Origin of the sequence: Streptomyces scabiei 87.22, from assembly GCF_000091305.1 — a bacterium.
Classification (GTDB): Bacteria; Actinomycetota; Actinomycetes; order Streptomycetales; family Streptomycetaceae; genus Streptomyces; species Streptomyces scabiei.
Genome location: NC_013929.1, coordinates 236,606 through 252,447, shown reverse-complemented (window position 1 = coordinate 252,447; position 15,842 = coordinate 236,606). Strand labels below are relative to the sequence as shown.

15 protein-coding genes are annotated in these 15,842 nt (G+C 70.9%); 13 read left to right on the top strand and 2 right to left on the bottom strand.

Translation table 11 applies throughout. From position 1 onward, the window contains the following. Positions 1–83 precede the first annotated feature (83 nt). The gene (locus tag SCAB_RS01040) at positions 84–974 is read left to right on the top strand and encodes a helix-turn-helix transcriptional regulator (RefSeq protein WP_041668792.1); all 891 of its coding nucleotides are present in this window, start codon (positions 84–86) and stop codon (positions 972–974) included. 99 nt (positions 975–1,073) lie between these two features. On the opposite strand, the gene SCAB_RS01035 is transcribed toward SCAB_RS01040, so the two are convergent. Continuing rightward, positions 1,074–2,015 carry a helix-turn-helix transcriptional regulator gene (locus SCAB_RS01035; protein WP_012998183.1) on the bottom strand — a complete coding sequence of 314 codons (942 nt, stop codon included), beginning with the start codon at positions 2,013–2,015 and terminating at the stop codon, positions 1,074–1,076. A gap of 122 nt (positions 2,016–2,137) precedes the next feature. Between SCAB_RS01035 and SCAB_RS01030 the strand changes: the two genes are divergently transcribed. The 7 genes from SCAB_RS01030 to SCAB_RS01000 all read left to right on the top strand — a co-directional run bounded on the left by SCAB_RS01030 (position 2,138) and on the right by SCAB_RS01000 (position 9,929). Further along, positions 2,138–3,160 carry a zinc-dependent alcohol dehydrogenase family protein gene (locus SCAB_RS01030; protein WP_041668791.1) on the top strand — a complete coding sequence of 341 codons (1,023 nt, stop codon included), beginning with the start codon at positions 2,138–2,140 and terminating at the stop codon, positions 3,158–3,160. A gap of 42 nt (positions 3,161–3,202) precedes the next feature. Then, positions 3,203–3,583, top strand: coding sequence for a DUF2255 family protein (locus SCAB_RS01025; protein WP_012998181.1), 381 nt, complete (start codon positions 3,203–3,205; stop codon positions 3,581–3,583). A 339-nt stretch (positions 3,584–3,922) separates the two neighbouring features. Continuing rightward, on the top strand, positions 3,923–4,690 hold the full coding sequence (locus tag SCAB_RS01020) for a glucose 1-dehydrogenase (protein WP_012998180.1): 768 nt from the start codon (positions 3,923–3,925) through the stop codon (positions 4,688–4,690). Positions 4,691–5,118: 428 nt separating this feature from the next. Continuing rightward, complete coding sequence (locus SCAB_RS01015) at positions 5,119–6,192, top strand: hypothetical protein (protein WP_041670279.1); 1,074 nt, start codon at positions 5,119–5,121, stop codon at positions 6,190–6,192. Between the two features lie 248 nt (positions 6,193–6,440). Continuing rightward, complete coding sequence (locus SCAB_RS01010) at positions 6,441–7,106, top strand: DUF485 domain-containing protein (RefSeq protein ID WP_012998178.1); 666 nt, start codon at positions 6,441–6,443, stop codon at positions 7,104–7,106. After that, complete coding sequence (locus SCAB_RS01005) at positions 7,103–8,686, top strand: sodium/solute symporter (RefSeq protein ID WP_012998177.1); 1,584 nt, start codon at positions 7,103–7,105, stop codon at positions 8,684–8,686. The genes SCAB_RS01010 and SCAB_RS01005 overlap by 4 nt, the downstream gene beginning before the upstream one ends. A 631-nt stretch (positions 8,687–9,317) precedes the next feature. After that, a complete protein-coding gene (locus SCAB_RS01000) occupies positions 9,318–9,929 on the top strand; it encodes a helix-turn-helix domain-containing protein (protein ID WP_037723669.1) in 612 nt (203 codons plus the stop codon). A gap of 17 nt (positions 9,930–9,946) precedes the next feature. Here the strand turns inward: SCAB_RS01000 and SCAB_RS00995 are convergent, their stop codons facing one another. After that, complete coding sequence (locus SCAB_RS00995) at positions 9,947–10,834, bottom strand: IclR family transcriptional regulator (protein ID WP_106437221.1); 888 nt, start codon at positions 10,832–10,834, stop codon at positions 9,947–9,949. Between the two features lie 446 nt (positions 10,835–11,280). Here SCAB_RS00995 and SCAB_RS00990 point away from each other — a divergent pair, with 446 nt between their 5' ends. The 5 genes from SCAB_RS00990 (at position 11,281) to SCAB_RS00970 (ending at position 15,840) form a co-directional block, all read left to right on the top strand. After that, positions 11,281–12,606 carry an aromatic ring-hydroxylating dioxygenase subunit alpha gene (locus SCAB_RS00990; protein ID WP_012998174.1) on the top strand — a complete coding sequence of 442 codons (1,326 nt, stop codon included), beginning with the start codon at positions 11,281–11,283 and terminating at the stop codon, positions 12,604–12,606. Further along, complete coding sequence (locus SCAB_RS00985; RefSeq protein ID WP_041668789.1) at positions 12,606–12,968, top strand: bifunctional 3-phenylpropionate/cinnamic acid dioxygenase ferredoxin subunit; 363 nt, start codon at positions 12,606–12,608, stop codon at positions 12,966–12,968. Before SCAB_RS00990 ends, SCAB_RS00985 begins: the two co-directional genes overlap by 1 nt. Then, complete coding sequence (locus tag SCAB_RS00980; protein ID WP_012998172.1) at positions 12,965–14,191, top strand: NAD(P)/FAD-dependent oxidoreductase; 1,227 nt, start codon at positions 12,965–12,967, stop codon at positions 14,189–14,191. Before SCAB_RS00985 ends, SCAB_RS00980 begins: the two co-directional genes overlap by 4 nt. A 120-nt stretch (positions 14,192–14,311) precedes the next feature. After that, a complete protein-coding gene (locus tag SCAB_RS00975) occupies positions 14,312–14,878 on the top strand; it encodes a 3-phenylpropionate/cinnamic acid dioxygenase subunit beta (RefSeq protein WP_012998171.1) in 567 nt (188 codons plus the stop codon). 95 nt (positions 14,879–14,973) lie between these two features. After that, on the top strand, positions 14,974–15,840 hold the full coding sequence (locus SCAB_RS00970; protein ID WP_012998170.1) for an alpha/beta fold hydrolase: 867 nt from the start codon (positions 14,974–14,976) through the stop codon (positions 15,838–15,840). The last annotated feature ends 2 nt before the right edge of the window (positions 15,841–15,842 follow it).

The following is a 15,842-nucleotide window of genomic DNA, read 5'->3' as shown; positions in this document are numbered from 1 at the left end:
GCTCCACCCTTGAGGAAGGCTGCGTTTATAGGGGGGACAGACTCAACCTCCCTCTTTGCGAGCCGATCGCTACCGTGAAAGGCATGGAACCGCTCCCCGACGACCGCTCCGACCACCGCACCGAGATCCGCGACTTCCTCGCCAGCCGCCGCGCGAAGATCACCCCTGAACAGGCGGGACTGCCCACCAGCGGCCGACGCCGGGTGCCCGGCCTGCGGCGCGAGGAGGTCGCCGTGCTGGCCGGAGTGAGCACCGAGTGGTACACCCGCCTGGAGAAAGGCCACATCAACGGCGTCTCCGAGGACGTGCTCGCCGCGGTCGCCCAGGCCCTGGAGCTGGACGACGACGAACGCACCTACCTGTTCGACCTGGCCCGCGCCGCCCGGCCCGCCCGCCGCCCGCCGTCACGCCGCAGGGATGTCGCGGTCCCGCCCCGCGTCCAGTGGCTGCTCGACTCCATGACGATGTCCTCCGCGTTCGTACGCAACGGCCGCCAGGACATCGTCGCCGGCAACGCGCTGGCCCGGGCCCTGCACGCGCCGGTCTTCGAAAGCGAGACCACCGACAAGCACGGCCGGCCCAACGTCGCCCGCTACATCTTCCTCGACCCCGGCTCGCAGCAGTTCTTCGTCGACTGGGACGCCGCCGCCTCCGCCACCGCCGCGCTGCTGCGCGCGGAAGCCGGACGCGAGCCCCACGACCGGGCCCTGCGCGAACTCATCGGCGAACTGTCCACCCTCAGCCCCGACTTCCGCCACCGATGGGCCGCCCATGAGGTCCGCATCCGCCACGACGGCATCAAACGCCTGTGGCACCCCGAGGTCGGTGACCTGGAGCTGACCTACCAGTCCCTGGACCTGCCCCTGTCCCACCGGGCCATGCACGACCTGACGCTCTACACCGCCGAACCCGGCAGCACCTCCGAAGACCGACTCAAGCTCCTGGCCAGCCTCGCAGCAACCAGACCCACGTGACACGACCCGGCACCAGCCAACGCCGTCCACCCACATCCTGAAGCCACGACAAGGTGTTCGACGCTCACGGCTGCCGACTGGAAGCTGCCGGTGAAGGCGCTATCGGCCGTCGCCGTCACGGTGCTCAGACGTGTCGGCCCGGCTCGTGGTCGAAGACTCGTGTACTGCGTCCATGGCCTGTGCCTGCTTCTGTGCCTGCTTCTGAGTCTCCGCCCAGGTCGCCAGCAGGGTGAGGCAGTCGGCGCTGGGCGTACCGGGGGCCGCGGTCCAGGTGGTGATGGTGACGTGCGGGTCGCCGGGCAGTGCGAAGTCGTCGTAGACGAGTTCCAGCGTGCCCACGGCCCGGTGGTGGACGACCTTGCGGCCGCGTGAGTGGCGGCGCACGTTGTGCTTGGCCCAGCGGGTGCCGAAATCGGTGCTGCGGACGGAGAGCTCGCCGATGAGTTCGCTCACCTGCTTGTCCAGCGGGTCGCGCCCGGCGGTCGCGCGCAGGATCGCGACCAGCAGGTTCTTCGCCTGGTCGATGTCGTCGTAGAAGGCTTCGGCACGCGGGTCGAGGAACACGTACCGGGCGAAGTTCGGTGGCTGCTTGCCCGCGGGGAACAGATCGGCGTACAGGGCGCGGCCCAGGTCGTTGGCCGCGAGAAGGTCGAGGCGGCCGTTCTGCACCACGGCGGGCACGCTCATGGAGGCGAGGACCTGCTGCACCGACGCGGTGATGGGCGAGGTGGGCCTGGGGCGCCTGCGGGGTGCGCCGGGCGCGACGTTGCGGGCCAGGTCGTAGAGGTGGGCACGCTCGTCGTCGTCGAGTTGCAGCGTACGGGCGATCGCATCGAGGACACTCTCCGACGCTCCACCGAGCCGGCCGCGCTCCAGACGGGTGTAGTACTCGACGCTGAGGCCGGCGAGCATCGCGACCTCCTCCCGGCGCAGCCCCTCGACACGACGGTTGCCTCCGACGAAGGGCAGCCCGGCCTGCTCGGGGGTGATCCTCGCCCGGCGGCTCATGAGGAAGCCCCGGATCTCCTGCTGAAACTCCATGGCTCCCACGCTAGGACGTCTGCTTCCCACAAGGGGGTCCCTGAGAGTGCCTGGCAGGCCCCCGTGGGGCGAGGGATGGTGGCAAGGCACCCCAGTAAATCCGTGTGAAAAGGAATCTGCACATGCGTGGAGCTGTCATTCATGCCCCGGGCGACGTCCGGGTGGAAGAGCGCGAGAACCCCACGATCGTCGCACAGACGGATGCGATCATCCGGGTGTCGGCCGCCTGCGTGTGCGGTTCGGACCTGTGGGACTACCGCGGCATCAACGAGGTGAAGCAGCCGACCCCGATCGGGCACGAGTACGTCGGCGTGGTCACCGAGATCGGCGACGAGGTGAAGAACATCGGAGTCGGCGACTTCGTCGTCGGTTCGTTCATGGCCTCGGACAACACCTGCGAGATCTGCGAGGCCGGCTACCAGTCGCGATGCGCGCACGTCGAGTTCGTCGGCGCCGGCGGGGCCCAGGCGGAATACCTGCGGGTGCCGCTCGCCGACGGCACCCTCGTCGCCACCCCCGCCATGCCGGACGAGGACCTGATTCCCTCGCTGCTGGCCGCTTCCGATGTGCTCGGCACGGGCTGGTTCGGGGCCGTGGCCGCCGAGGTGGGGCCGGGCAGGACTGTGGCCGTGGTCGGTGACGGTGCCGTGGGCCTGCTCGCCATTCTGGCCGCGAAGCAGCTGGGCGCGGAGCGGATCATCGCGATGTCGCGGCACGCGTCCCGGCAGAAGCTCGCCCGCGAGTTCGGCGCCACCGACATCGTCGAAGAGCGCGGCGACGAGGGCGTGGCCAGGATCAAGGAGCTGACCGGCGGATACGGCGCCCACAGCGTGATCGAGGCCGTCGGCACCCAGGAGTCGATGATGCAGGCCATCCGCTCCGCCCGCCCCGGCGGACACGTCGGATACGTGGGCGTGGCCCACGGGGTGGAGCTGCCGGGCGAGGAACTGTTCTTCGCCGAGGTACACCTGCACGGCGGCCCCGCTCCGGTGCGCCGCTTCCTGCCCGAGCTGATCCGGCTCATCTGGGACCGCACGATCGACCCGGGCAAGGTCTTCGACCTGACCCTGCCGCTCGATGAGGCCGCCGAGGGCTACAAGGCGATGGACGAGCGCCGCGCCATCAAAACCCTGCTGAAGCCCTGACCCTGTCGCGATCCACCGTCCGACGAAAGGACACCCGAACAGATGACCGCCTGGTCCTCTGGCGACATCGCCCGTGTCGCGGCCACCGATGACCTCCGCATCGCTCCATTGCGGGCAGACGGGGTCACCCACGGCACCCTGACCTGGATCTGGTCCGTCGTGGTGGACGGACGCCTCTTCGTCCGCGCCTACAACGGCACGAACTCCCGCTGGTACAAGTCCGCGATGAACCAGCGCGCGGGCCGCATCACCGCCGCCGGCTCCACTTTCGAGGTCACGTTCGCCGCCGCGGACCCGTCCCTCACGGATCGGATCGACGCGGCCTACCGCGACAAGTACTCCGGCAGCCCCTACCTGCCTCCCATGGTCGCCACCGGCCCCCAGGCCGCGACCGTCGAGATCACCCCGGGCCGGACCGCCTGACATCACTCGGCCGCTGACGCGGGCGGGCATCACGCGCCCCGTCAGGAAATGGTGTCCGCCGACCGTGGCCATACCGTGCTCGCCGATGGTGCCTCCAGCATGCCGGCCATGGCCTCGAAGAACACCCAGCACGACACCTACTGAGGCGGGTGCACGGCAACTCGCCCTCACTCTCGCTCGATCGGGCAGCAGAGGGCTACCGGGCGATGGCCGAGCGTCGCGCCGTCAAAACCCCGCTGAAGCCCTGACCCCCCACTCACCGACTCGCCCTCGCCCTCGCCCGGGGCCTCGAGAATCCCGGGCACGTTGAGGGAATGTCCGATTCGACTGGAGACTCCCATGACCCCCACCTACGACTTCTCCGGACAGGTCGCCTTCGTCACCGGCGCCGCCTCCGGCATGGGCCTGGCCGCCGCCCGCGCCTTCGCCGACTCCGGCGCCGCCGTGGTGCTGGCCGACCGCGACCCCGATACCGTCCACAGGGCTGCCGAGGAGATCACCGGCAGCGGCGCGCAGGCGATCGGTGTCGTCTGCGACGTCACCGACGAGCAGCAGGTGGAGGCGGCGGTGCGGACCGCGGTGAGCGAGTACGGCCGTCTGGACATGGCGTTCAACAACGCCGGCATCCAGGTGGACCCTTCCGACGCGGCCGACGAGACGGCCGAGAACTTCGACCGGGTCAACGGCGTCAACCTGCGCGGCGTCTGGGCGTCGATGAAGCACGAACTGCGGCAGATGCGCGAGCAGGGCAGCGGCGCCATCGTCAACTGCTCCTCCCTGGGCGGGCTCGTCGGACTGCCCGAGCGCGCCGCGTACCACGCCTCCAAGCACGGCGTCATCGGCCTGACCCGCAGCGCCGCGGTCGAGTACGCACCCCGTGGTATCCGCATCAACGCCGTGTGCCCCGGCGTCATCAACACCCCGATGGTCGCCGACATGCTCGAAGGCCAGGCCGAAGCCATGGCCGGGATCATCAAGGAACAGCCCATCGGCCGACTGGGGACGGCGGAGGAGGTCGCGGCAGCCGTCCTGTGGCTGTGCAGCCACGGCGCCGGGTTCGTCATCGGAGCGGCTCTCCCCGTCGACGGCGGCTTCACCGTCCACTGACGTCCGCTCACCGACACACGCCGAGCCAGCACACCGACCCCCACTGGCGTCGTTCAGTCGATCAGACCAACGGCGCCACCCCGACAGGAATAGGGACTCGTTCGGCTGCACACGACCCCCTGTGCGGCTGGTGTCTGAGCCAGGGCGCCAGAGCCTCCGACACCCGTGAGGCCCTCGACTCCGGCCGCGGTCGCGGCGCGGCAGCCGGCGGTCGGCGAGCGGACTCGGTGCGGCATGCACCCCCACCTCTCCACCGTCGTGTTCGACGACTGCAATGGACGTCTGGCACCGCGACCACGCGAACGCCCCGGTACGTCTGAGCATCACCGCCAGGTCCATGCGTCGGACTTGATCAGCTGAACACCGTTGGCACCGAAGCTGGTTGAGGCGGCCAGGAGCTGTCGGTGGCTGGTGACAGGATCATCCACATGGTCTTTGTGCGTACTACTCCGCCGCGGCCCGTGGACGTGGCCGCGGTCTTTCCCGAGCTGGCGCCGTTGGCGCGTCCTGCGATTCGGCTGCACCCGCGTCCCGGGTCGCCTTCGGTCGGGGAGAGCTCGGTCGGGGGACCGTTGCTGTGGCCGGCTGAGGAGCCGTGGCCGCACTGCGAGGCCTCTCACCTGCACGTGGACAGCGGGTTCCGCGAGTCTCCGGCCGACGTGCGGCTCATGAGGCGCATGCGGGTTCGGTGGCACGGCGATCACGGTGGTCCTGGGACGACGCCCGAGGAGGAGGCGCTCAAGGCACAGAACGCCGCGAGGCTCGCGGAGCGGCTCGACGCCGGCCCTCCGCCCGCGGACTGCCCGGTCCCCATGCTGCCCGTGGCCCAGCTGTATCTGCGCGACATTCCCCTGCTGCGCCCGCCCGGACAGGCCGACCTGCTCCAGGTCCTCTGGTGCCCCTACGACCACGATCCGGATCACAAACCGTTGATCGCACTGTTCTGGCGGTCCGCCGCCGGGATTGGCGACACCCTCGCCACACCGCCCGAGCCGTACGAGGTCAACTGGGAGGGCTATCTGCCGGAACCGTGCGTGCTGGCACCGGAAGCGATCACCGATTACCCCGACAGCCTCGACCTGAGCCCTCAGACGCGGTCGATGGTGGAGGACCGGAGCAGATGGCAGGCGGCCGGCGCCACCATGAACAGCTCCTACGCGACATACCCGCGCGACTTCTACGACGAGCATCTGGGCGACGCGCCCGGCTGGAAGGTCGGCGGCTGGCCTCCATGGGGCCGCACCGACCCCAAGCCTCGATACTGCGCTGTCTGCGAGGTGCGGATGGTCCCGCTGCTGACCATCGCCTCCCGCGAATGGGACGGCGGCGAGGGGCACAGCTGGGCTCCTTACGAGGACCAGGCCGCCGCCAATGCCACCGGTCAGTGCTGTGGTCAGCGCCCCTCGCAGCCGACCAAGGTCGAAGTCGGCAGCACCGACAACATGCAGATCTACATCTGCCCGGCGTCCTCAGAGCATCCGCACACCGACCTGATCCAATGAGCTACCAGGCCTGTCACGCACCCGCCGCAGCCGGAGACAGAAGTGCCGCCGCGTCAGGGTGTGTGACAAGCCGTTCGCCCGACGACGGCAGGACCCGACGCCCGCGAGGGCGGAGCCGCGATCGGCCCCTTCTTCTCGCAGCAAGTCCATGTGCCGTGAGGCGGCACACGCGCTGTGAGGTGGTCGGGCGATTGCTGTGTGATGTGGGGCGTCCCCCGTTCCCACACCCACCATGCGAAGAGCCGCTCATGAACCTGCGCAAGAGGCATCCCCAGGATCCTCGCCGACCACAGCCGATCTCCCGGCCACCACAAACTCCGCAGCCCCAGGATTCCTTACAGGACCCGCTCGTCGCCGTCCTCCTGTATCTCAGCCATCTCGACCACGAACACTTGTATTCCGAGGAGGAGTTGAGCCGGGCGATCCATGACTGCCACCGGTCGTACGGCAGCGTGGCGGACCTGTGCGTCTGGTATCGGCAGTCGCTGGGCGTGGGGCAGGCCGTGACCGTCGTCCAGGAGCGGCGGGACTGGGCGCTGAACATCGCCTCCCACCTGGCTCACCGCCATCCCTACGACCGCTCCCTGCCCTGGTGCTCGGGTGTCACCCTGGCCGAAGCCTTCCGAACGGTGGGTGCGGACCGCACCTTACGGCGCGCGCGCCGCCGGGCTTTCCTCGTGGCCGCGCCCGTCATCGGCCTGTACCTGTTGATCAGCTGCCTGGGAGAGACGGCCGAGAACATCATGGCCACGCGAGTCGTGGGCCTGTTGAACGTGGGCCTCCTCCTCGGTCTGGTCCAGCTCGCCGCCGTCGTGGCATGGCTTCAGTGGTACGGACGGTACTGCCGCACCACGATCGACCCTCTCGTCGAGAGCCCGGTGACGCCCGACGAGCGACTGGAGCACCAGCCATGACCGGTACGTACGTCACAGCCGATCTGCCGGTCTTCTTCGTCTTCCTCGTCTGCGCCCTGTTCCTGGTGATGTGGGCCGGACCTCAGCGGGGGACGGTGTCGGAGTTCTACGTCAGCGACGGCCTTCTGAAGCCCGCCCACAACGGAGTCGCCCTGTTCGGGGACGTGATGTCCGCGGCCGCCCTGCTGGGCAGCCCCGGCCTGATCGCGCTGACCGGGTACGACGGCACGCTCTCCGTGCTGGGGCCGGCCGTCTCATGGATCGTCATCCTCCTCCTGGTGGCGGAGCGCTACCACAGCACTACCGAGTTCACCATCGGTGACCGCCTGGCGCGGCGTCTGCGGTCCCGGCCGGTGCATCTGGCGGCGGGTGTCGCGACCCTCGTCGTCTGCCTGCTGTACCTGATCGCCCAACTCGTCGGCGCGAGCGCGCTCACGGTGGGCATCCTGGGCTCGGCCGGACGGGGCATGGAAGGGGCCGTGTCCGCCGGTCTCGGCGCGCTCATGGTCCTCTACGTGGTCCTGGGAGGGATGCGCGCGGCTACGCTGGTCCAGACGGTCAAGGCGGTTCTGCTCGTGGGTGGCGGTGTCGCCCTGGCGCTGCTGGTCCTGGCCAGGTTCGACTTCGATCCGGGTGCGCTGCTGAGCTCGGCCGCCAAGGGAAGCGGCCACGGCGACGCTTTCCTGAGGCCGGGGCTCCGCTTCGGCGGTGGATCGACGCAACTGGACTCCCTGAGCGAGCAGCTGGCCCTGCTGATCGGAGCCGCCGGTCTGCCGCATCTGCTGATGCGGATCAGTACTGTGCCCACGCCCAGTGCGGCGCGTCGATCGGTCCAGTACGCGGCAGTGCTGACGGTCGTGTTCTATCTCGCCGCCCTCGTGCTCGGCTTCGGGAGCGCGGCACTCGTCGGCACACAGGTCATCGCGGGCGACAGCCCGTCCGGCAACACGGCGGTGCTCCTCCTCGCGGCGCACATCGGTGGCTCGCTCCTGCTCACGTTCGTCGCCTGTCTGACCTTCGCCACCGTCCTGGCCGTCGTCGCGGGCGTCACGCTCGCCGCCGCGACCTCGCTGGCCCATGACATCTACGGCGCCTTCCTCACTCATGGGACGGCGTCCGGGCAGCAGGAGCTGGTCGTCGCGCGCGCGGCGGCCGTGGCGGTCGGTACCACCGCCACGCTGCTGGCCGTGTTCGCGCGCAGCCTCAATGTCTCGTTCCTCATCGGACTGGCGTTCGCCGTGGCCGCGTCGGCGATCGTTCCCGCCCTGCTGTACAGCATGCTCTGGAAGAGCTTCACCACCCGGGGCGCGACGTGGAGCATCTACGGCGGTCTGCTCACCTCCGTGGTGCTGGTGGGCCTGTCGCCCCAGGTCTCCGGGAGTGCGACCGCACTGCTGCCGCAGCTGGACTTCTCGGTGTTCCCTTTCCGCAACCCGGCGCTCGTCGCGGTTCCGGTCGGCTTCCTGCTGGGCTGGCTCGGCTCGGCACTTCCCGGACCCGTCGAGCCGACGGATGTCCCGCCGAGCCCGCGCGTCGTCCCGGAGGAGCCCGGTGCCCCCGTGGTCCGTCCGCGAGCATGACCGCCTCGGCCGGGGCGTGACCGCCGGGAGACCCGGCACGGCGTGGTCAACGATCCGCGGAGCCCGCTGAGCCCGCTCTCAGCCGAGGGAGGCCGTCTCTGTTCAGAGAGCGGAGCCGGCTTCACCCGCGGACCGCCCGACGTCACCCCCGGACCGCCCCGAACGCACCCCGGACCGACGCGGGCACGCCCCGGTCGTGACTGCCGGCGGCCGCCGCTCGGGACGGTTGTCGGCGGCCGGACGAGGCGCGGTGCGGCCCGGCTTCCGGCCCGGCCGTGCCGACGCCCGCGCGCCCACCGCCCGCCCATCGCGCGGGCACGGGCAGCCGTGGCGGCACGGGTGAGCGGACGTCAACGCACTGATCGACGGCGTCCGCCAGTGCGTCGACGCACCGATCGTGCCGGATGGGACCGGCTGAACACCCACGTCTCCCACGCCGCGCGCGAGCTGACCGCCGACCGGCTCGAAGCGGCTCGCACGCCACCGGCTCCAGCGTCCGCGGTGGCGGTCCGGCATCCTCGACGGCCCTCCGGCCCTCGGCCCGGCCCTCGACGATCCAAAGTCACGCTGACGAGCCGAAGTTCGGCACAGAACGAGCTGAGCAGGGCCGAAGCCCGTTTACAGTGGTGTGGTGTCCGCAGGAAATGCCGTCGTCGCGCGCAACGTGCGCCTTCTCAGAGAGCAGCGAGGTCTGTCCCTGGCCAGGTTGGCCCGGGAGGCGGGCCTCGCCAAGCAGACGTTGTCGAATCTGGAACAGGGCACGGGCAATCCCACCGTGGACACGCTGTTCTCGATTGCCACGGCGCTGGGGGTGCCGGTCACCAGGCTCGTGGCCGAGCGCGAGCAGGTGATGACCGTCCAGCGCGGGGCCGACGTGGTCTGGAAGGAGCACGAGGGGCTGGAGACGCGGGCCCTGGACCATGTGTACGGGTCGGGTGTCATCGAGAACTACCTGGTGCGCGTGGGCCCCGACCGGGACGGCGCGGGGAGGCCGATCGAGCCGCACCCGGTGGGCACGCTGGAGCATCTGTATGTGATCAGCGGGCGGGTGCGCGTGGGCCCGGCCGAGAGTCCGGTGGAGTTGGACGCCGGTGACTTCGTGCGCTACCCGGGTGACCGGCCGCATGTGTACCAGTCCCTGGACGGGGAGAGCCTGGTGCACATCGTGGTGAGCGTGCCGCGGGTGCAGCCGGGCACGGGGGGCACGAAGACGCAGCGGACCCACGGTGGCGACGCGCCCTGAGCCGTGTGCCGGCCGGATCAGGGGGCGGGCGCGTCACCCTGGCTCGACGCCGCGTACCGCTGGGCCCTCGCGGCCGAGTTGATCGCCCGCGCCGCCTCGTAGGCCACGCGGCGTAAGGCGGGAGCGAAGCGGGCCCGGTCGAACCGGTGATCGGCCCCGGCTACGGAGAGCGCCGCGACCGGTCGGCCCGCGGGCCCCATGACCGGGACGGCGACGCAGGTCAGACCGAGAGTGGCTTCCTGGTGGTCGTAGGCGATGCCGTCCCGCCGGATGCGCCGCAGTTCGGCGCGGAAGACATCGGGGTCGGTGACCGTGTGCTCGGTGAGCCTCGGCAGTCCCGCCGCGATGGCCGCCTCCATGGCGTCGTGGTCGAAGGCCAGCAGCGCCTTGCCTACGGCGGTGCAGTAGGCGGGGAGCCGGGCGCCGATGCGTGAGGGGGAGCGGGTGGCGCGGTGCCCGTGGATCTTGTTGACGTACACGATGTCCGTGTCGTGCAGCACCGCGAGGTGAACGGTCTCCTGCGTCAGTACGTACAGGTCCGCGAGATGGGGCAGCAGCCGCTCGCGCAGCAGCAGGGAGGTGGGGCCGTACACCCGGGTACCGATGTCGAAGAGCTGGGCTCCCAGGCGGTAGTCGCTGCCGACCCGTTCGACGAGGTCGTTGCGCTGGAGGATGCCCAGCAGCCGGAACGCCGTCGACTTGGTGAGACGGGTGCGGCGGGCCAACTCGCTCACGCCGATCTCCCGGTCCTGTTCGGCGAGCGACTTGAGCAGGACGAGTGCCTTGTCCACCGCGGTCCGCTGATCCGGCGCGGCCGTCGGCGCCTGGGGGCGTGAACCGTCAGCGGGTGGGGGCTCGGTGAGCGAGCCCTCGATGAGGTGGGGTGTGGGGGAGGAAAGAGACATGGCGGGCTCCCGGAACTGTGCGGATGCAGCCATCATGATGGACGCGCGTCCAATGTAGAGGCCCCCTTGCGCGTTGTAAACGGTCGGGGACAGTGCGTTGACATCGGTTGTCGGTGTGCCGCATCGCGGCACGTGGGCTGTGCCGGGTCCGTACGTCCGTCGTCTGCTGGGCGCATGCACCAACTCGAAACCGCCGTGCCGGCGCTCCGCTCGGCACCCCGCGTGCCCCGGCACCACAGCGCGGCGCGACCCGGGGAGCCGGGTGGCGTGCCGGTCGCACGCGCACGATCCGGACGCCTGGGATCCGCCCCGGTACCCGTGCTCCTCCGTGATCGCGCGGTACGTCCGCCAGGCCCTGCCGCCGCGCCCCCTCCCGCTGCCGGACGCGCACTCGCGCCGCTCGCTCGCCCGGACCTCGTCCGTGCACGCGCCGAGGAGAGCCGGCGATGACCGCCCCGCCGGTACGGCACGGAGAGCGTGTGACCGGGGTGCCGCGCGCCAATGTCGATGTGAGCGCGTACTTCGACCTCGACCACGGGCTGATCGACCGCACGATCTTCAGTGACCGGGCCCTGTACCAGCAGGAGTTGCGCAGGGTCTTCGCGCCCAGCTGGCTGTTCCTCGCCCATGAGAGCCAGTTCGGGCGGCCCGGCGACTTCTTCACCACCTACATGGGCGAGGACCCGGTCATCGTCGCGATGGGCCGGGACCGGAAACTGCGGGCGTTCCTCAACGCCTGCCGGCATCGCGGGATGCGGGTCTGCCGGGCCGACGCCGGCGCGGCCAAGGCGTTCACATGCAGCTACCACGGCTGGTCGTACGACATGTCGGGCAAGCTCGTCAACGTACCCAACCAGGACGACTATCCGGACCACTTCGAGCAGGACCGGTGGGGACTGGTCGAGGTCGCGCGGCTCGATACGTACAAGGGCCTCGTCTTCGCCACCTGGAACCCCGAGGCGCCGCCGCTCGCCGAGGCGCTGGGCGGGATGACCTGGTACATGGACGCGATGCTGGACCGCGACCCGGAAGGCACCGAAGCCGTCGGCGGCGTGCACAAGTGGGTGCTGGAGGGCAACTGGAAGCTGGCGGCGGAGCAGTTCGCCTCCGACTGGTACCACGTCAACATCTCGCACGCCTCCGCGCTGATGGTCATGTCGCCGACCGGCAAGGGGCCCAAGGCGGAGATCGTGCAGACCCCGGGGCGCCAGTACGCCGATCCGCTCGGGCACGGGCACGGCTTCCCGACCCACCCCAAGAGCCGCTTCGACGACCGGATCGTGCACGCCCACTACGACTACGAGGCGCTGCGCGAGCGGCTCGGCGACGCCCGGGTGGAAGGACCGATGACCACGGGGCACGCCACCGTCTTCCCCAACTTCTCCTACCTCCCGGTCAACGGCTCCATCCGGATCTGGCACCCCAAGGGCCCGGACCGGATGGAGGTCTGGGCCTGGACGCTCGTCGACAGGTCCATGCCCGACGAGGTGAAGAACGCCCAACGGCTGTACAACCTGCGCACGTTCGGGCCCACCGGGATCTTCGAGCAGGACGACGGCGAGAACTGGAGCGAATGCCAGGCCACGGCCCATGGGTTCGTCTCCGGCTCGATGACCCTCAACTACCAGATGGGCCTGGGGCTGGAGACCCAGGACGGTGTCCATCCGGGCACCACCGGCCGCCTCTACACCGACGGCGCCGCCCGGACCATGTACGCGCGCTGGCGAGACCTGATGAACACGCCCGCCTGGCACGAGAAGGACGACACCTGATGAGTACGCACGCGAGCGGCACCGCTGTGCGCGTCGCCGCTGTCGGCGACATCGAGGACGGCGAGGCGCTGAAGGTGCCGGCCGAGACCAGCGGTCACGGCGAAGCCATCGCCGTGTTCCACGAGGGCGGTGCCTACTTCGCCCTCGACGACACCTGTTCGCACGGCCGGGCGTCCCTGTCCGAGGGGTGGATCGAGGACGGCGAGGTCGAGTGCCCGCTGCACAGCGCCCGATTCTGTCTGAAGTCGGGCGAACCGCAGTGCATGCCCGCCACCCTCGCCGTGCGCACCCACCACGTCGAGGTCCGCGACGGCGCCGTCTGGCTCCACCCGGGCCGGACCGCCGCGGAGGCCGACGCATGAGCACCCCGCCGCCCCCGCCCCGGCGGATCGCCGTCGTCGGCACGGGCCCGGCCGCCGTCTCCACCTGTGACGCGCTGCGCGCCCAGGGATACGACGGGCAGGTGGTCCTGTACGGCGCCGAGCACGGCCTGCCGTACGACCGGCCGCCGCTCAGCAAGGACGTCCTGCTCGGCAAGGCCCGGCGCGCGGACATCCTGCTGCGGCCCGAAGGGTGGTACGAGGAGCAGCGCGTCCAGCTCCGTGACGGCACCCGGGTCCGGGCGATCCGGCCCCGCGCGGGCGGAGTGGAACTGGCCGACGGCACGATCGCCGAGGCCGACCGGATCGTGCTGGCCACGGGAGGCACACCGCGCCCGCTGCCGGTCCCCGGGGGCGACGACCCGGCGGTCCACCAGGTGCGGACCTGGGAGGATGCCGACCGCCTCCGGGAACGGCTGCTGCCCGGTGCCCGGGTGATCGTCGTCGGAGCCGGCCTGATCGGCGCCGAGACCGCCGCCGTCGCCGTCTCCCTGGGCTGCCGTGTCACCCTCGTCGATCCCGTGCCGGTGCCGCTGGCCGCGGCCGTGGGCGGCGACATCGCGGGCGCGCTGCACCGCAGGCACACCGCCGAGGGCGTCGAGGTGCTCACCGCCGGGGTCGCACACGTCGAACGGAGCCCCCAGGGGCTGCGCGTGGGCCTCACCGGGCACGGCGGCACCCTGGCCGCGGACATCCTGGTGGCCGGCATCGGAATCCGCCCGGCCACCGACACGGCCGAGACGGCCGGGCTGCGCGTCGACAACGGCGTCGTCGTCCACCCCGGGCAGCGCACGTCCCACCCCCACGTCTTCGCCGTCGGCGACGTGGCCCGCCCCGACGGCCACCGGGTACGGCACGAACACTGGGAGGCCGCCCAACGGGACGGTGAGGCCGCGGCCCTGGGCATCCTGGGCCGTCCGGCGCCGGACGCGGGAGCGCCCTGGTTCTGGTCCGACCGGTACGGCGCGCGCCTGGAGGCGGTCGGCACCATGGCGGACGCCGGACGGCACGTCCTGCGCGGCGACCCCGCCGACGGTGCCTTCACCGCCTTCGGCCTGCGCGGCGACCGTCTGGTCGCGGCCGCCGCCATCGACCGTTCCCGCGACATCAAGGCCGCCCGACGTCTCATCGACCGAGCGATCCCGCTGTCCGCCGAGGAACTGACCGACGAGCACACCGACCTGCGGACCCTGCTCACCCGCTGACCCGGACCGTTCGCCGGGCCGCCCATGCGGCCGTGCCGCCCCGTGGCACACGCGCTCCCCGGACCCGGTCCGCCGCGCTGGAATGCCTGCACGCAGCAGGCCCCGTAGGAGGAACCATCCATGAGCATCCACGCACCCGAGCCGGCGGTCGCCGGGACGGAGCCGGTCTCCGATGCCGATGTCCGGCTGCACTTCGAGGTACAGCGGCTGTACGCCCGGGAGGCGCAGCTGCTCGACCAGCACCGCTACGCGGACTGGCTGGAGCTGTTCACGGAGGATCTGCACTACTGGGCGCCGGTACGCACCAACCGGCTGCGGCGACAGCAGGCGCTGGCCGACGGGACACCCGGCGAGGTGGCGATCTTCGACGAGACCAGGGCGAGCCTGGCCTGGCGCATCCGCCGGTTCGACTCGGGCATGGCCTGGGCCGAGGACCCGCCGTCCAGATCCCGGCACCTGATCACCAACGTCATGGTCCGGGCCGCCGAAGAGCCGGGGGAGTACCTCGCCGAGTCGGCCTTCCTCTGCTACCGCAACCGCCTCGAACGCGAGGTCGACCTCTACGCGGGCGGCCGTACCGACCTGCTGCGCCGCGCCCCGGAGGACGGGCGGCTGCTGATCGCCCGCCGCACGATCCTGCTCGACCAGAACGTCCTGCTCGCCAAGAACATCAGCACTTTCCTCTGACCGTTCCTCCGACCGGACGACCAGCGGTCGGACGGGCGCGTGCCGGTCGGCCCGACGGCGGAACGGCGGGTGAACGACCCATCAGGAGATCTCTCGTGACCACAGACCAGACCCAAGAGCCGAAGCTCGTCGAGCAGACCGTGCGGACCACGCTCGGGCCCGTCAGGGTCAGCGAGACCGGCGAGGGGCCGGTGCTGGTGATGCTGCACGGCGGCGGTCCCGGCGCGAGCGCCGTCGCCAACTACCACCAGAACCTGCCCGCCCTCGCCTCCCGCTTCCGCGTGGTCCTGCCCGACCAGCCGGGCTTCGGCGGCAGCTACCGGCCCACCGAGGCGGAGCTCGGCGCCCGCAGCATCACCGAGATCACCGTCGACGCGCTGCTGCAGACCCTGGACGCCCTCGGCATCGACCGCTTCCACCTGCTCGGCAACAGCCTCGGCGGCGCCGCCGCCCTCGCCACCGCGCTCGAAGTCCCCGCACGGGTGGAGAAGTTGGTGCTGATGGCCCCCGGCGGCGGCTGGCTGCCCTTCGGACCCACCCCGACCGAGGGACAGAAGGCCATGTTCCGCTACTACCACGGCGAGGGCCCGACACTGAAGAAGATGCGGGACTTCATCGGGGTGATGACCGCCGAGCCCAAACGCTGGGCGGACACCGCCCAGGCCCGCTACGAGGCCTCGCTCGACGAGTCCCACATCGCCTTCTACCACGCCTACAACGCGGCCTTCGCCAAGCGGCACGGCATGGACCCGCTCTGGCAGCGCGTCCACGAGATCACGGCCCCCACCCTGCTGCTCTGGGGCCGGGACGACCGCACCATCACCCTGGAGGGCGCACAGCTGATGCTCAAGCAGATCCGTGACGTCCAGCTGCATGTGTTCGGCGGCTGCGGCCACTGGGTGCAGCTGGAGCGCCGGGCCGAGTTCGAACGTCTGGTCACCGACTTCATCGAGGGGGCCTGACC

Excerpts from the sequence above, each read along its gene's own strand:
- SCAB_RS01040 (WP_041668792.1), top strand. The coding sequence starts at position 84 with ATGGAACCGCTCCCCGACGACCGCTCCGACCACCGCACCGAGATCCGC.
- SCAB_RS01035 (WP_012998183.1), bottom strand. The coding sequence starts at position 2,015 with ATGGAGTTTCAGCAGGAGATCCGGGGCTTCCTCATGAGCCGCCGGGCG.
- SCAB_RS01030 (WP_041668791.1), top strand. The coding sequence starts at position 2,138 with ATGCGTGGAGCTGTCATTCATGCCCCGGGCGACGTCCGGGTGGAAGAG.
- SCAB_RS01025 (WP_012998181.1), top strand. The coding sequence starts at position 3,203 with ATGACCGCCTGGTCCTCTGGCGACATCGCCCGTGTCGCGGCCACCGAT.
- SCAB_RS01020 (WP_012998180.1), top strand. The coding sequence starts at position 3,923 with ATGACCCCCACCTACGACTTCTCCGGACAGGTCGCCTTCGTCACCGGC.
- SCAB_RS01015 (WP_041670279.1), top strand. The coding sequence starts at position 5,119 with ATGGTCTTTGTGCGTACTACTCCGCCGCGGCCCGTGGACGTGGCCGCG.
- SCAB_RS01010 (WP_012998178.1), top strand. The coding sequence starts at position 6,441 with ATGAACCTGCGCAAGAGGCATCCCCAGGATCCTCGCCGACCACAGCCG.
- SCAB_RS01005 (WP_012998177.1), top strand. The coding sequence starts at position 7,103 with ATGACCGGTACGTACGTCACAGCCGATCTGCCGGTCTTCTTCGTCTTC.
- SCAB_RS00995 (WP_106437221.1), bottom strand. The coding sequence starts at position 10,834 with ATGTCTCTTTCCTCCCCCACACCCCACCTCATCGAGGGCTCGCTCACC.
- SCAB_RS00990 (WP_012998174.1), top strand. The coding sequence starts at position 11,281 with ATGACCGCCCCGCCGGTACGGCACGGAGAGCGTGTGACCGGGGTGCCG.
- SCAB_RS00985 (WP_041668789.1), top strand. The coding sequence starts at position 12,606 with ATGAGTACGCACGCGAGCGGCACCGCTGTGCGCGTCGCCGCTGTCGGC.
- SCAB_RS00980 (WP_012998172.1), top strand. The coding sequence starts at position 12,965 with ATGAGCACCCCGCCGCCCCCGCCCCGGCGGATCGCCGTCGTCGGCACG.
- SCAB_RS00975 (WP_012998171.1), top strand. The coding sequence starts at position 14,312 with ATGAGCATCCACGCACCCGAGCCGGCGGTCGCCGGGACGGAGCCGGTC.